Source organism: Mucilaginibacter pineti, assembly GCF_900101875.1.
Taxonomy (GTDB): domain Bacteria; phylum Bacteroidota; class Bacteroidia; order Sphingobacteriales; family Sphingobacteriaceae; genus Mucilaginibacter; species Mucilaginibacter pineti.
Genome location: NZ_FNAI01000008.1, coordinates 274887 through 290183 on the forward strand (window position 1 = coordinate 274887; position 15297 = coordinate 290183).

Below are 15297 nucleotides of genomic sequence, written 5' to 3' on the forward strand. Positions count from 1 at the left end.
ATACGATTTGTTGAAGCACAATTAACACGGGCATGCAAACTAAACTTTAAATCAAAGTACTTATATTGCCCATGCCCAACTATTAAACATAGCCCGGCAAAATATCATGCTAAAAAAAGGAGAACATATTGAAGGCACACCGGCAGAATTGCAGGTGCTGTTAAATGACGACGCAGAAGCCAATGCTTTTTTTGAAAGCCTGTCCAGATCATACAAACAGGGTTACTGCGATTGGGTAGGATCTGCCAAGCAGGAAGATACCCGCAAGGTACGCGCGGATAAGGCGATGATCATGCTGCGCAACAAACAGAAAACCTTAAAAACATAAAAGTTCTGTTGATCAAGGTCATTAATCTGGACTGTTAAAAACGTCAGAATTGATGCGACATTATAGCATCATAGGAAACAAAAAATGCCTTCAATTATAATTAAAGGCATTTTTTGTTTTTAAGATATTAAATAATCCTCTTTAGCGTTCCCTCACATGGACTCGAACCACAATTGTCTGAACCAGAATCAGAAGTGCTACCATTACACCATAAGGGAATGAAGTGCAGCCTTACAATTGTTTAGCTGCGGGGCAAATATATCACCAATGATAATATCTTGCAACAATAAGTTGTCAGTTATTGGTTATATTATGGCAATGCAGCAACCGTTTGTTCCCTTATGGCGTCAAATATGCCTGGTTAAGCGTTTGCTTCGGCATGTTTTTTAAAGTTATTGAGAATGGCCTGCCAGCCGCCCTGCTGCATTTCAATAGGGTTTGTGGTTTCAGGGTCGAAGGTTTCGGTTATCTCCGTAACATCGCCATTGGCAACAAAATCAATCTTTACTTCGCGGCCATCGCCAAGTGCATATTCAATTACCTCGTTGTCCCGCACGTTGGTGTAAACACCTTCAAAATCAAAGCTGAAGCTGCCGTCTTTAGCGGCCATAGTTGTTTTAAATTTGCCGCCTGTACGCGGGTCGTTATCGGCAAAGGGTGCATGCCAATCGTCAGATGCGTTGCACCATTGGGTAATGTGTTCGGGCTTGGTCCAAAATTCCCAAACCTTTGCAATTGGTGCATTTACTGTGGCTTGTACTGTTATGGGTGTTTTACCTGCAGTTTCCATATTTGTTTTATTTAGTGATTTTCTTTTTGATAAAAGTAGGGCAATATTTTTAAACCACTAATGGCCAAATGCGACATTTTTAGGGCGAAAAGACCTACAACAAAAAAGCCTCCCCAATAAATCGGGAAGGCTTTTCAATAACGGAGTGTTTGCTTAGTCCTCGTTAACAAATGAGCGCAGCATCCAGGTATTTTTTTCATTGAATTGCATAAAGCGGTTCACCATATCGTTGGTACCATCGTCACCGGCTTCGGCGGTAATGTCCAGTATTTCCCTTTCTTTAGCAATAAGTGCGGCAAGGTCTGCAATAATAGCTTTCACCATCAGCGTATCTTTTAAACCAATAGTTTGTATCTCTTTTATCTCTGAAGTTTCAATATAATCTTTAAAAGTGCTGTACGGCGGTTTACCTAACGACAGGATCCTTTCGGCAAGCTCATCAATGGTAAGCAGTGCGGCGGTATATAATTCTTCAAACTTAAGGTGCAGGGTAAAAAAGCTTGGGCCTTTTACATTCCAGTGGCAGCCGCGTAGTTTTTGGTAATGAATGTGGTAGTTTGCAAGCAAGTCGTTAAGGTGGTCAACAACTGGTCTTACTTTGCCTTCTTCAAGGCTTATTTCTTTAGCGTTCATAGTAATAGTGATTTTAGTTTTTTAACAAATGCCTTGCAGCAATGTTTGGTAAATTTAAGCAGTCTTTAACTTAAATGAGCATATTTGCACACTTTATGACACAATTGCTACCTTTAATAACCGTACCTTTTCAGTGGCCCGTTTGGCGCATGGAAATTGACGATTTAAGCAATACCCTGCTCCTTGAAATAAGAAGTACTGAAGAAAAACAAGCCGCCTTTGGTTCGATAAACCTTACCGATGGAACGGTCAATTTTACCAACCTCACCACGCCCGAACGCTGGCTTACCGGTATAGAAACCACTTACAACGGCGTACTGCTTATACACAATTACCAATCAGCAAGCGGCCCTAATCATAAAGGCCTTATCGCTGTCGACAGTGCTACCGGCCAGCTGTTGTGGAGCGATTATACCCTTGCGTTCGACCACCTTACCATTAACGGTCCGGTGGTTTATAATGCGCAGCTTCAGCCTAAAAAATTATTGCTGGCCGATATTAAAACCGGGCAAACCATCAGAAGCTACCAACCCGTGCTTGATACCGAGGCAAGCAACAGCATCCTTGTTCCCGAGTTGCTGCCAGCGCAACTTTTAACCGGTATTATCCTACCCTACGAGCCTTATGCAAATACGGTGCATTACATGAACCACAATAATTTCAGAATTGTATCTTTGCACACGTTTTTAAAACAGGAGCTAAAACAACACTTGTATATATTTAACAACGATGGCGCAATTGTTTATCATGATTTGTTGAACACCGGTATACAAAAATTGCAGCCCGAAGCGTTTGTTATACATAAAAGCAACCTGATCTACCTCAAAAACAGATCAGAATTAATAGTATTGAACTTATAAATTACTGTATTATAGTTTATTATGAAATTAAAGATCGCATTATTGGTCACCCCCCTACTTACACTTTCCATATCCGTTTTTGCAACATCAGTTTCCAGGGACTCTATCGGAGTCGAAAACCAGAACGGCAAAAAAGTTATTCTTCACAAACTCGATCCAAAGGATAATTATTATTCAATCGGTCGCCGTTATAAAGTAAGCCCAAAGGATATCATCGCATTTAATAACAACGCCGCGCTAAAAATAGGCGGGATTATTAAAGTGCCAACCCAACTATCATTTGACGGACAGGCAGCACAAACAACAACACCCGTTACACAAACAAAACCGCAAGTACAGCCGCCGGTTACCCAACCCGTTACAAAGGCACCCGTGCAGGCACCGCCGGTACAAACCCCGGTTACACAGCCAAAACCACAGGTAGCAACGCCGGTTGTACAAGCACCACCGGTACAGCAACAACAGCCGACAACCAATACACCTGCTGCACCGGATAATATCACCAACGTACAGCAATACAAAGTATCGGCCGGCGAAACCCTTTTTTCGATAGCCAAACGCTTTAATACATCTGTTGATGATATTATTAAATTGAATGGTCTTACTACAAATGATCTTAAACCTGATCAGATCATTAAGGTACGCACCGGTATGCCGCCCGAAGACAGGCCGGTTGCCAAACAGGATGTGCTTAAACCAGACTCATCTGCAATGGCTGTTGACAGTGCCGACGCCAAATTTAAAGCCAACCGCTTTGGCTTATACGAAAAGAACGAAAAAGGGGTAGCCACCTGGATTGATGATACCAGCCTCGACCCTAAAAAAGAACTTGTTTTACACCGCACAGCGCCAATTGGCACGGTTATAAAAATAACCAACCCCATGAACAACCATACCACCTACGCCAAGGTTGTAGGCCGGTTTACGGATAGTGAAGCCACCAAGGATGTACTTATTGTAATGACTAAAAATACCGCCGACGCATTGGGCGCATTAGACAAACGTATCCACGTAATTATCAGCTACGGTAGTCCGAATGAATAAACCTTATATTATTGGTATTGCCGGAGGTAGCGGATCTGGCAAAACTTTTTTTTTGAAGTGTTTTCTGGAGCATTTTACTGCCGAAGAAGTTTGCCTTGTATCGCAGGATGATTACTACATTCCCGTGGCCCATAACATGACGCCAGAGGAAAATAAACTGTATAATTTCGATTTGCCATCTACTATTGATAACCTGCATTTTCAAGAGGATATTGGCAAACTGCTAAATAAAGAAACCATTCTTAAACCCGAATACACATTTAATAATCCTACAGCTATTCCCAAGATCCTGGAGATAAAACCCGCCCCTATTATGATAGTGGAAGGTTTGTTTATCCTGCATTTTAAGGAGATCTCCAAACTGCTGGATATGAAGGTATTTATTGATGCCGATGAAGATATTGCCCTGCAGCGACGCATTAAACGCGACCTGATAGAGCGCGGATATTCGTACGATGACGTGATGTACAAGTGGATAAACCATGTTGTACCTGCCTACAAAGAATTTCTACTGCCCTACAAAGATGAGTGCGACAAGGTTATCACCAACAACACCCACGTTGCAGATGATATCATAAGAGTAACAGAAGAAATTTCGACTGAATTGAGAAAGAAGCTTTTTTAATTTGAAAATTTGATGATGATTTCAAATTCAAATGATTTTTTGATTAGGATGATTAATTACCATGTTTAAATTCAAAATCTCTACTCATCTTCAAATTTTCAAATCACCAAATCTTCAAATTGAACTATTTTTCAAATCAAAATCTCCGGTATCTCTCCTTCAACTATCAGCTTACCAGCAGTTGCTTTAATTATTTCTTCTACAGATACGCCGGGGGCACGTTCCAGCAGTTTAAATCCGCCCTGAGGTAATACGTCAAATACACCAAGTTCGGTTACTATTTTTTTAACACAGTGAACGCCGGTTAGCGGTAACGAACATTGGGGCAGTAGTTTTGATTCGCCGGCCTTGTTAACGTGCTGCATGGCTACTATGATGTTTTCGGCAGATGCCACCAGGTCCATGGCGCCGCCCATGCCTTTAACCATTTTTCCGGGGATTTTCCAATTAGCTATGTCGCCGTTTTCAGATACTTCCATGGCGCCCAGGATAGTGAGGTTAACCTTACGCGCCCTGATCATCCCAAAACTCATAGCCGAGTCAAATATGGCCGAGCCGGGGAGCATGGTAATGGTTTGTTTGCCTGCGTTTATCACATCCGCATCCTCCTCCCCTTCAAACGGGAAAGGTCCCATACCAAGCAGTCCGTTTTCTGACTGCAGCACCACATCCATTGTTTCGGGAATGTAATTGGCCACCAGCGTAGGGATTCCTATCCCCAGGTTAACATAGTAACCATCCTTTATTTCCTTAGCTATTCGCTTTGCTATTCCTTGTTTGTCTAACATAACTTCTTTCGATTTAATAACGCCGACTATTCACTATGTCATTGCGAGCGATAGCGTGGCAATCCCATTTGCTAAGTGTACGCCCATCCTATGAGATTGCTTCGTACCTCGCAATGACAAATCTCTTATCTTTGTTCTTTTATCCTTGTTCCCTAATCCGTACCGTCCGCTGCTCAATCCTTTTTTCATAATTCTCGCCCTGAAAAATACGATGAACGTAGATGCCGGGGGTGTGAATATGGTCTGGGTCAAGTTCGCCGGGTTGTACCAATTCTTCTACTTCGGCAATGGTAATTTTACCAGCCATGGCCATTACCGGGTTAAAATTGCGGGCGGTTGATCGGTAAACAAGGTTACCCATAGTGTCGCCTTTCCAGGCTTTAACTATCGCGAAGTCGGCATCAAAAGCCATCTCCATTAAATAATCTTTACCGCTAAAATTGCGGATCTCTTTGCCTATAGCTACTTCGGTACCTACACCGGCGGGGGTAAATATGGCGGGCATTCCGTACCCCGCGGCCATGCAAAGGGTTGCCAACGTACCTTGGGGAATAAGCTCTACCTCCAGCTCGCCGCTAAGCAACTGGCGTTCAAACTCGGCATTTTCGCCCACGTATGAAGAGATCATTTTTTTAACCTGCCGCTGTTTCAGCATCAGGCCAATGCCAAAGTCGTCAACCCCGGCATTATTGGAGATACAGGTAAGCTCCTTTACGCCTTTTTTTACAAGGGCGGCAATACATTTTTCGGGTAAACCGCATAGTCCAAAGCCACCCAACATCAAGGTCATACCATCGGCAATATCGCGGATGGCCTCATCGGCACCACTAACTACTTTGTTCATGTTAAATAATTGGTTGATGTAAAATTAGTCAATTTTGGATTAAGGATGGGGAGGAAAGAGCAAGGATTGAAAGATAAAAGACAAGGGATGAAAGATTAAAGACAAAGAGCTAAAAGCACCGGACATTCACCCCCCCATCGCAAATTATCCTTTAAGTTAAATATTCAAAACAATTAGAAAAATTCATACTTATAATTTATACATCAATAATAATACATCTATGAAACTTGAAGATAATGAATTGCGTAACGATCAACATGATCAGCAGCAACCAGAGAACAATAAACCAACCGGCTACCGCGTAGACGACGACAATCTGGAAGAAAAAGACCTGCAACATGGCTTCCCAACTTCAAAAGATGATATGAAAGATCAAAACGCGCCGGGTATGGAAGGCCACCCTATGGGCGGCCATAATTTCGGCGAGAATAACCTTACCCCATCAGGGGATGACCCTGCAAATCCATCACAAACAGCGGGTTACACCAATGAGTATTTCCGACGTACACAGCCATCCGAAGAACACCCGGAGAACAATAATTTTAAAGATCCTAACCAACAAGGCCAATCAAACTATAGCGCCGCAACAGGCGCGGCACAAACAGGTAGATCTGACGAAAACAGCGGACAGGATACCGACAGCGAGGGCAACAAAACGCCCAACCCGCAAAACCAGCAACCCTACCAGGAAGGCACTGCCGATGACGACGGAAATAATAACAAAAAGCAGGAAAATATCCCCGGCCCAAACGAGGTGCCGGACCAGCAGAAAGTGGGGGAATAATTATTTGATGTGCAGATATGCAGATTACAAATGTGCAGATAAATAAAAAGAGCAGATGATGATTGATTTTTAGATCAACCTTCATCTGTTCTTTTATATAAATCAGGGTAATCCTGTATTCCTAAGAATAAAGGTTCAGACAATCTGCATATCTGAAATCTGCATATCGGCACATCAAGCGCTTACCAGCGTACCGTTTTATCCATAAACCCAATCAGATCATCGGCCATGGCTTGTTGCTCTTTGGTGCTGGGGTGACCATTAGTATTTTTGTAGGGGATCATGTGCGTGTAGATGGTTTTATCATTTAAACCCGCAACGGCTTTTTCAATATATCCCGGCCATGGCGAACCTGCTTTGGTGGCGTCCATAGCACCCAAGATACAAAGGATCTGAGCTTTGGGGTATTTTTTTCGGATGGTTTTTACAAAATCACGATACGCTTTAACTATCTGTTCTTCATCGGGTTTTTTAGTACCAAAGCGCTCCTTAAACTGCGGGTTATCGGTCATGTTCACTATCCACGAATCATTTTGAAACAGGTTGATAACAACCACATCGGGCGTGTATTTGCTAAAATCCCAAATACTGGTTGGGTCAGTAGCATCCAGCCGGTTGTACATTTCGGGCATAATAAGCGGAAACCAGCTTACCATAACACCTATGCCGCTTTTCGCGGTACAAACATAATCGGCATTGTAATGGCGGGCGGTAATGGCAGCATAGCTGATATAGCCATTTTCGTAAGGTGCGCTACCCCTGTCCTGTCCGGTGGTGTCTTCAACAGCATAGCCACAGGTAATGGAATTTCCAAAAAACTCAATCTTCCGTTTTTTTGCCGGCGAGGCCGGCAACACGGTAGCATCCTTTGCCAAAACAAACTGAAAAAAGGTGGTCTTGCCCATTTCCCACTCGGTACGTTTAAACAGCTCGATGCTATGCGGAGCGGCGGGTAAACCCTGGGCAAGCGTATAGTTTTTTTTCATATTCTCCAGATGGAGGGTGTTTATTACCTGGCCGTCCAATATCACGGTAAAATAATTATCGCCACGCTCATCCTGTAACACAGCCGATACACCGCTGCCATTAAAATTGAACTTTATCGATGAACCTGTCCAATACATTTCCGCAGCCTCATCTGTCATATTAATACGCCCCGTATAGCGGATGCGCGTATCCTTGCTTTTTAATACAAAACCCTGAGCGCAGCTATTTAATGATACAACTACAAAAAATAAAAACAGACCAAAGGAGTATAATTTACACATGTTTAAACAGGTTATCCCGATAAATTTATAAAACTTATACGGCTTTTTGAGAATTATAAGAAGGAAACTATTTTTCAGGATGCATGCTATGTGGAATTGCATACGGTTCGACTCACCCCGGCTCCGCTTCGCTGGCCGACCCTCTCTCCGGCTTCGCCGCAAAGAGGGTGAAAACTTTTTTTTCTACTACTTTTCTAATGATATCTTCTAAATAATACCAAACTATCCAGTACCCTCTTTGCGGCTTGCCGCAGAGAGGGTGGCCGAGCGCAGCGATGGTCGGGTGAGTAATCTGCGGCAAGTTTCCTAAAAGCAAATACCGCCCCACCTAATCCACCGGGGTACCAAACTGCAGCAGATACCCATTATAATCAAACACGGCAAACTCACGCATTCCGTAATCAAAAGTTTCAATAGGGTAGCAAATTACGGCGTGTTCCTTCAGTTCGTTCCAAAGCTCGTCAACCTTATCGGTACGGATGTAGAATGAACCCGTAAACTTGGGTACGGTAAAAGTGGTATGGTCATTAGGTAAGGCAAACATAATTTCAATATCGTCCCGGCTTACGGTAGCCCATCCCCAGTTTTCATCAAAGCCAACACAAGTAAAACCTAAGTTGTTTATGTAAAAATCAACGCTTTCCCGTACTTGACGGGTATATAACATGGGGGTGATACTCTTTAGGGTCATTTTATGCAATAATTTGGTTATTTCAAATATACATAAGTTATCCCATCTCCGCCCCTGTCGGCATGCTCATCTTCCATACGGTCTACCTGTTCATATTTTTTGAGGTATTGTCTTATCATTTTACGCAGGATGCCGTCGCCCTTGCCATGCAGAATTTTAAGGCTGTTGAAACCCATCATCAGCGCACGGTCAAAAAGCTTTTCTATCGAATGTAGGGCATCTTCAGTGCGCATACCACGTACGTCAATCTCCGGACTAAAGCTGGCAAAATCACTGGTGTGCGAATTCATGGTGCGCCGTATCTCTTTTGGCACTGCCGATTTACTAACCTTTACAACCCGTTTCTTTTTAGCTACCGTACGTAAATCGCCAATGGCAATCACCACGTTATCCTTTATCAGCTCAATTACCTGCCCTGTAGTTTCCGAATCAACCAGTTTTACCCAGTCGCCGGGTTTCAGCTCTTCATCGGCTGCTGCGGTTGGTTTTACCGGCTCGGGCTTAACAGTGTTCTTTTTAAGTTCAATGTTAAGATTTTCGCGCAGGTTGCGGGTAGTTTCCTTATCGGCATTGCTGCTTTTTATTTCAGATATGGTATTTTCCACCAGTTTATTGGCATTCAGGATAATATTTTTAGCCTGATCCTTAGCTTCGCGAATGAGTACTTTTTTGTTTTCCTCCAGGTAGCTTTTCAGCTTCTCGTTTTCGGCCTGCAGCTCGTTAACGCGGCGCTGCTGCTTATCCAGCTTTTGTTTGGTTTCAAAAATTTCACGTTTCTCGCGTTCCAGGTCAACCAGCAGGGTATCTACCTTTTTTTGTCCTTCGCTTATTTTATTTCTGGCGAGGTTAAGCACATTTTGAGGCAAGCCTATCTTTTGCGCTATTTCAAAAGCATAGGAGCTGCCCGGCTTACCAATTTCCAGCCGGTAAAGCGGTTTCATCTCCACGTTATTGAACAGCATAGAAGCGTTCTCTATCCCATCGGTATTACTGGCGAAGATCTTGAGGTTGGAGTAGTGCGTGGTAACCATCCCCTTCACCTTTTTATGGTTAAGCGATTCCAGCACGGCCTCGGCTATTGGTCCGCCAAACTGCGGATCGGTACCGGTACCAAATTCATCTATCAGTATCAGCGTTTTGCCGTTGGCATCTTCCACAAAAGCCTTCATTTTTGACAAGTGCGCGCTGTATGTACTCAAATCGCTTTCAATCGACTGGTCATCGCCAATATCAACAAAAACCTGTTTAAATACGCCAACCACACTGGCCTCCGCAGCGGGGATCAGCAAACCGGCCTGCACCATCATTTGCAGCAGGCCAACTGTTTTCATACAAACAGATTTACCGCCCGCATTTGGCCCCGATACCACGATAATACGCGTACCCTCATCAATATGTACATTCAATGGCACCACTGTTTTTTGCTCCTTTTTAAAATTGAGGAACAACAGCGGGTGCCGGGCATTAAATAGTTTAAGCTTTGGCTCATTAACCACCTGCGGCATTTCAGCCTCTACATCTATGGCAAACAGGGCTTTGGCGCGCACAAAATCCAGTTTGGTAAGCAGACTATGGTACGACAGTAAAAGCGGTGTGTATGGCCGCAGTTCATTAGTTAGGGCGGTTAATATTTTTACTATCTCGCGGCGGCGTTCAAACTCAAGGTCGCGTACGCGGTTGTTGAGGGTAAACACTTCCTCGGGCTCCATATAAACGGTTTGGCCCGATGCCGACTCGTCATGAATAAAGCCTTTAAGTTTACGTTTATTCTCAGCCAATAAGGGTATACAAAGGCGGCCGTCACGTATGGTCAGAGAGCCATCGGCCGTCCATCCGCTTGATGATGCGTTTTTGAAGATCTGATCTATCTTTCTCCTGGCTTCCTGCTCGGCTTTGGCAATGCCCGATGTAATTTCCTGCAGATCGCGGGATGCGTTTGGTCTTATTTTTCCTTTAGGATCAATAATGGCATCTATCTTTTTAAGAATGGCCTTTTCAATGGGTAAGTGTTCAAATAAAGCTTCAAGGTTGGGGTATAATCCTTCCCGTTCACTAAAATAACCTATTACCGCAAACACGGTTTGCAACGAAGCCTGCACCTGGTAAAATTCTTCCTCGCTCAAAAAAACGCCTTCGATACGGGCTTTATTGGCAAGAGTTTTTATATCGAAAAAGTGATGTATGGGGAGTGCGGCATCGTTAACCAGGATATTTTTGAACTCATTGGCCTGGTTTAAAAACTTGTAGATCTGGTCGAAATTGCTCATCACCTGAATCTTGTCAACCATTTGCTGACCCATTTCGCTAAGGCAATGCGCTTTTATTAATTCCTTTACCTCGGTAAACCCAAGCTTATCAACACTATTTTTTGGGTATAGCATGTAAACGTTTTAAATTTAATTTCCGGATCGAATCCATTCTTGAAGATATCCTTTGTCGTGCCGACACATTTCTGGCCGAATCCATCCGCTGGGCAGGTGTGAGCGGTTTGCGGCGCGATTTTAATGCCGAATCGGTTTTTAATGAATCGGCCTTGCGGGTGATGGCCCGTTCCTTAGCGCTTGCTACGTTTACGGAATCCGTAAGTTTTTTAAGTTTATTATCCACAGAATCATATATAGCATACAACTTGCCCGATTCATTGGCATAGTAATTCATGCTTTTCCTGAATTGGGCCGAATCTACATGGAACTTTTTTAAGGCTGCCTCATACTTGCCGTGCCCGTATTTATACAAACTGTCCGGCATTTGTACACTGCTGTACAATGAGCCGTCAATAAGGTGAATTTGCAGGAGCAAGCCTGTCATTACTTCGGGTTTTATGATCCCGCTTGGGGTGCCATTGCCTTTGCAGCCACACAAAAAAAGTGTTGCTGAAAAAAACAAGATTAAATATTTATGCATTCTGTAATTTAGCGGCTAATTAATTTGATTTGAAAATTTGAAAATTCGGCAATTTGAAAATACCTGTTTAAACCGGTGAACATTTTCAAATCTTCAAATTCTCAAATTTTCAGATTGATAACGCAAATTTACGGATAAATGAGCATTGCAGATAACATCAAAAGTTTAAAAAAAGAAACGGAAGCAAGTAAGGTATTATTATTGGCGGTATCAAAAACAAAACCCGCCGCCGACCTGCAGGAAGCTTACGACGCCGGGCAGCGTTTATTTGGCGAAAACACCGTGCAGGAGCTGGTTGAAAAACACGAACAACTACCTAAAGATATTGAGTGGCACCTAATAGGGCACCTGCAAAGCAACAAGGTAAAATACATCGCTCCTTTTGTTAGCATGATACAATCTGTTGATAGCATTAAGCTTTTGCAGGAGATAAATAAACATGCCGAAAAAGCAAACCGGGTGATTGACTGCCTGCTGCAAATTTACATTGCTGATGAAGAAACCAAATTTGGTTTGGGTTTTGACGAAGCTATTGAACTGCTTCGCAGCGATGAGTTTGCCACATTCCAACACATCCGCATACGCGGACTGATGGGCATTGCCACCAATACAGACAGCGAGAAGCAGATAAAAGACGAATATTACGAACTAAAGACCTTTTTTGACGGCATAAAGCAAAGCTATTTCAGAAAAGTGGATAGTTTTAACATTTTATCAATGGGCATGTCAAACGATTACAAACTGGCCATTGAACAGGGCAGCAACATGATCCGTGTAGGCAGTACCATTTTTGGCGGTCGGGTGGTGAAGCATTGGAAGAATAATTGATTTGGGAGGTCGGAGGTGTGAGATCAGATGAGTGTGTTTTTGAGCGAGGTGCGGGGATCGAGGTGCGACTTTTGGGATCGAGCACGAAGAACAAAGCGTTAAGCGAATGACAGCGTAGCGAAATGACTTAATGACGCGAAGCTAATGACTAATGACAGCATAGCTAATGACAGCGAAGCGAAATGACTTAATGACAAAATGACTAATTTAAGAATTGCTGTAAAAGAAGATTGCCCGCGCCTGATGGAACTGGTACATGAGCTGGCACTCTTTGAAAAATCTCCGGAGGAAGTTACCGTTACTTTAGATGAATTTATTGAGGCCGGTTTTGGTGCCAAACCCGTGTGGAAAGCTTTTGTGGCCGAAGTTGAGGGGGCAATAGTGGGTTTCGCGGTTTATTATATCCGATACTCTACATGGAAAGGCAGTCGCTTGTATTTGGAAGACCTGATCATTACCGAAGCCTATCGCGGCAAGGGATTAGGCAAGCTATTGTTCAACAGGCTTATACAGGAAGCCAAAGAACTTGGTTTTAGCGGTATGGTTTGGCAGGTACTCGACTGGAACGAACCCGCCATCAACTTTTATAATAAATACGAAGCCAATATTGAGGCCGGATGGCTTAACGCTTCGTTATCAAAAGAACAGCTTTTAAACTACTAACTATGAAAACCATATACAGGTTCAGTTTATTGTTCGCGGCAATGGCCACAGCATCGTCATGCCAGTGGGGTGTTGATACCAATAAAAAGGCAGAAACCGTCTTTAAGGACACGCTTGCTTACAGCTATAAAACCATTCACGAACGCGCTGCCGATTGCGGTGATAAACCCGACAGCACCTGTACGGTAGTAAAAGTTAGATACCCTGTTTTCAATAATCAGAAAACGCTGAACGATTCTGTTACCCGCAAGCTAACCAGTCTGTTTGCTATGGATGGCAAGCCCGACAGCAGTATTGAACTAATGGGCAAAAACTTTTTAAAAGCCTACACCGATTTCAGGAAGACAGATCCGCGGTCGGTAATGTTTTTTACGCTGGACAGCTATGCCAAAGTATTGATGCAAGATTCCAGCCTTACCACTTTACAACTTGGCGGTTACAGCTTCCAGGGCGGGGCACATGGCGCATCGGCTACGTTTTTTATTAACTGGGATACCAAAGGCAACAAAAGCATCGAACTGAAAGATATACTTACAGCTGGTTACCAGGATAAGTTAAACGCCGAGGCCGAGCGAAATTTCAGGAAGGATGAAAAACTCAAAGACACCTCCTCTTTAGCGCGCGATTACTTTTTCAAGGACAACAAATTCGCGCTGAACGATAACTTTGTTATCACGCCGCTGGGCTTAAAATTCGTATACAACCAGTACGAGATTAAGCCTTATGCTGCCGGCATAACCGAGCTGTTTATTCCCTTTACACAAATAAAATCATTACTACAGCCCGGTTCGGTTGTGGCTAAATACATTAAATAAATGCTTGTTTTTAAATTCGGAGGTGCATCAGTTAAGGATGCCGGTGGTATTATAAATTTAGCCAGTGTTGTAAAAAAATATAGCGATCAGCAATTACTTATTGTGGTATCGGCCATGGGTAAAACCACCAACGCGCTCGAAAGGCTTACCAAAGCTTATGTAGATCAGACAGATGATATGCACGATATTTTTAATGACATCAAAGAATATCACTATAATATCCTCTCCGAATTGTTCGAACCATCGCACGAGGTTTTTGACGATGTGGCCAATACTTTTGTTGAGATAGACTGGGCCATTGAAGATGAACCGCATGACAGCTACGATTTCATTTACGACCAGATCGTATCCATAGGCGAACTGGTATCAACCCGCATTGTAAGCGCTTATTTAAATAAAGACGGCATTAAAAGTCAATGGCTTGATGTACGCGGTTACATACATACCGATAACACCTACCGCGAAGGCATAGTGCAATGGGATAAAACCCGCGCCAGTATTGGCAAGGATATTCCCGCGCTGCTGGCTAAGGGCGCTGTAGTTACGCAGGGTTTTTTGGGTGGCACATCTGAGAATTTTACCACAACATTAGGTCGCGAAGGTTCCGATTACACGGCATCTATTTTTGCAGCTTGCCTGGGTGCCGAGTCGGTTACTACCTGGAAGGACGTTCCCGGTATCCTGAACGCCGATCCTAAGTTTTTTGCTGATACCGTAAAGTTTGATGAACTTTCCTATTCCGAAGCTATCGAGATGACCTATTACGGTGCCAGCGTTATCCACCCAAAAACCATAAAACCCCTGCAAAACGCCAAAATCCCCCTGCTTGTAAAACCCTTTACAGATCCAACCGCACCCGGCACGGTTATTAAGGAGGATGGCGTTAATAAATTTGAAAAACCGGTTATCATCTTAAAACAAAACCAGGTACTGCTATCGGTATCCACAAAGGATTATTCCTTTATATCCGAAGATCATTTAAGCGAGATCTTCCGCCTGTTTGCGCAAAGCCAGGTAAAGATTAATGTAATGCAAACATCAGCTCTTAGTTTTTCGGTTTGTTTTGATTTTTATGAAGAACGCTTTGAAAAACTGCTTGCCAACCTGCAACAGGATTTTAAAGTGAAATACAATAACGATTTAACCCTCATTACCATACGGCACTACGGCCAAAATTCAGTTGCCGAACTAACCGCAGGCAAAAAGGTGCTCTTAGAGCAGATCAGCAGGAATACAGCGCAGGTTGTGGTGAGGTAGGGTTTTGTTGGCGTTGATTTGCGTTGTGGCATTGCTTGTCGCATATCCGCTCTTGGCCGCGGGAGGGCCAGTTACTTTGTAGCCACAAAGTAACCAAACGGCTTTCACCAGAGAGGCTTCTTTGCCGCACAAGGCCCTTGCCCTGCAAATCAGTCAGAACCACGGGCTGCAATTA

17 protein-coding genes are annotated in these 15297 nt (G+C 43.4%); 9 read left to right on the top strand and 8 right to left on the bottom strand.

All coding sequences use genetic code 11. From position 1 onward, the window contains the following. The first annotated feature begins 106 nt into the window (after positions 1-106). Complete coding sequence (locus tag BLS59_RS18020; protein ID WP_091151163.1) at positions 107-328, top strand: YdeI/OmpD-associated family protein; 222 nt, start codon at positions 107-109, stop codon at positions 326-328. Between the two features lie 361 nt (positions 329-689). Here BLS59_RS18020 and BLS59_RS18030 read toward each other — a convergent pair whose 3' ends face one another. Both BLS59_RS18030 and BLS59_RS18035 read right to left on the bottom strand, forming a co-directional pair. After that, positions 690-1118 carry an SRPBCC family protein gene (locus tag BLS59_RS18030; RefSeq protein ID WP_091151164.1) on the bottom strand — a complete coding sequence of 143 codons (429 nt, stop codon included), beginning with the start codon at positions 1116-1118 and terminating at the stop codon, positions 690-692. Between the two features lie 153 nt (positions 1119-1271). After that, complete coding sequence (locus BLS59_RS18035; protein ID WP_091151166.1) at positions 1272-1751, bottom strand: Dps family protein; 480 nt, start codon at positions 1749-1751, stop codon at positions 1272-1274. Between the two features lie 74 nt (positions 1752-1825). Between BLS59_RS18035 and BLS59_RS18040 the strand changes: the two genes are divergently transcribed. From BLS59_RS18040 to BLS59_RS18050, 3 genes are read left to right on the top strand one after another with little or no spacing between them, the layout of a single operon-like run. Further along, complete coding sequence (locus tag BLS59_RS18040) at positions 1826-2611, top strand: DUF4905 domain-containing protein (RefSeq protein ID WP_091151168.1); 786 nt, start codon at positions 1826-1828, stop codon at positions 2609-2611. A gap of 21 nt (positions 2612-2632) precedes the next feature. Next, a complete protein-coding gene (locus tag BLS59_RS18045) occupies positions 2633-3655 on the top strand; it encodes a LysM peptidoglycan-binding domain-containing protein (protein ID WP_091151170.1) in 1023 nt (340 codons plus the stop codon). Continuing rightward, on the top strand, positions 3648-4280 hold the full coding sequence (locus tag BLS59_RS18050) for a uridine kinase family protein (RefSeq protein ID WP_091151172.1): 633 nt from the start codon (positions 3648-3650) through the stop codon (positions 4278-4280). Before BLS59_RS18045 ends, BLS59_RS18050 begins: the two co-directional genes overlap by 8 nt. Positions 4281-4411: 131 nt before the next feature. On the opposite strand, the gene BLS59_RS18055 is transcribed toward BLS59_RS18050, so the two are convergent. Both BLS59_RS18055 and BLS59_RS18060 read right to left on the bottom strand, forming a co-directional pair. Continuing rightward, on the bottom strand, positions 4412-5068 hold the full coding sequence (locus tag BLS59_RS18055) for a 3-oxoacid CoA-transferase subunit B (RefSeq protein WP_091151174.1): 657 nt from the start codon (positions 5066-5068) through the stop codon (positions 4412-4414). Positions 5069-5207: 139 nt separating this feature from the next. Continuing rightward, complete coding sequence (locus tag BLS59_RS18060; protein WP_091151175.1) at positions 5208-5912, bottom strand: CoA transferase subunit A; 705 nt, start codon at positions 5910-5912, stop codon at positions 5208-5210. A 220-nt stretch (positions 5913-6132) separates the two neighbouring features. On the opposite strand from BLS59_RS18060, the gene BLS59_RS18065 reads away from it, so the two are divergent. Next, positions 6133-6696 carry a hypothetical protein gene (locus BLS59_RS18065; RefSeq protein ID WP_091151177.1) on the top strand — a complete coding sequence of 188 codons (564 nt, stop codon included), beginning with the start codon at positions 6133-6135 and terminating at the stop codon, positions 6694-6696. A 182-nt stretch (positions 6697-6878) separates the two neighbouring features. Here BLS59_RS18065 and BLS59_RS18070 read toward each other — a convergent pair whose 3' ends face one another. From BLS59_RS18070 to BLS59_RS18090, 4 genes are all read right to left on the bottom strand, one after another. Continuing rightward, the gene (locus tag BLS59_RS18070; protein WP_091151179.1) at positions 6879-7964 is read right to left on the bottom strand and encodes an SGNH/GDSL hydrolase family protein; all 1086 of its coding nucleotides are present in this window, start codon (positions 7962-7964) and stop codon (positions 6879-6881) included. Between the two features lie 328 nt (positions 7965-8292). Next, on the bottom strand, positions 8293-8655 hold the full coding sequence (locus BLS59_RS18080; RefSeq protein WP_205411302.1) for a VOC family protein: 363 nt from the start codon (positions 8653-8655) through the stop codon (positions 8293-8295). Between the two features lie 17 nt (positions 8656-8672). Continuing rightward, the gene (locus BLS59_RS18085) at positions 8673-11036 is read right to left on the bottom strand and encodes an endonuclease MutS2 (protein WP_091151184.1); all 2364 of its coding nucleotides are present in this window, start codon (positions 11034-11036) and stop codon (positions 8673-8675) included. Beyond that, positions 11017-11559 carry a DUF4296 domain-containing protein gene (locus tag BLS59_RS18090; protein ID WP_091151186.1) on the bottom strand — a complete coding sequence of 181 codons (543 nt, stop codon included), beginning with the start codon at positions 11557-11559 and terminating at the stop codon, positions 11017-11019. Before BLS59_RS18090 ends, BLS59_RS18085 begins: the two co-directional genes overlap by 20 nt. Positions 11560-11697: 138 nt before the next feature. Between BLS59_RS18090 and BLS59_RS18095 the strand changes: the two genes are divergently transcribed. From BLS59_RS18095 to BLS59_RS18110, 4 genes are all read left to right on the top strand, one after another. After that, positions 11698-12387 (top strand): YggS family pyridoxal phosphate-dependent enzyme, encoded by a 690-nt coding sequence (locus BLS59_RS18095; RefSeq protein WP_091151188.1) that lies wholly within the window; start codon positions 11698-11700, stop codon positions 12385-12387. 198 nt (positions 12388-12585) lie between these two features. Continuing rightward, a complete protein-coding gene (locus BLS59_RS18100) occupies positions 12586-13050 on the top strand; it encodes a GNAT family N-acetyltransferase (protein WP_091151189.1) in 465 nt (154 codons plus the stop codon). Between the two features lie 2 nt (positions 13051-13052). Beyond that, a complete protein-coding gene (locus BLS59_RS18105) occupies positions 13053-13865 on the top strand; it encodes an RsiV family protein (RefSeq protein ID WP_091151191.1) in 813 nt (270 codons plus the stop codon). Then, positions 13866-15122, top strand: coding sequence for an aspartate kinase (locus tag BLS59_RS18110; RefSeq protein WP_091151193.1), 1257 nt, complete (start codon positions 13866-13868; stop codon positions 15120-15122). Positions 15123-15297: the final 175 nt, after the last annotated feature.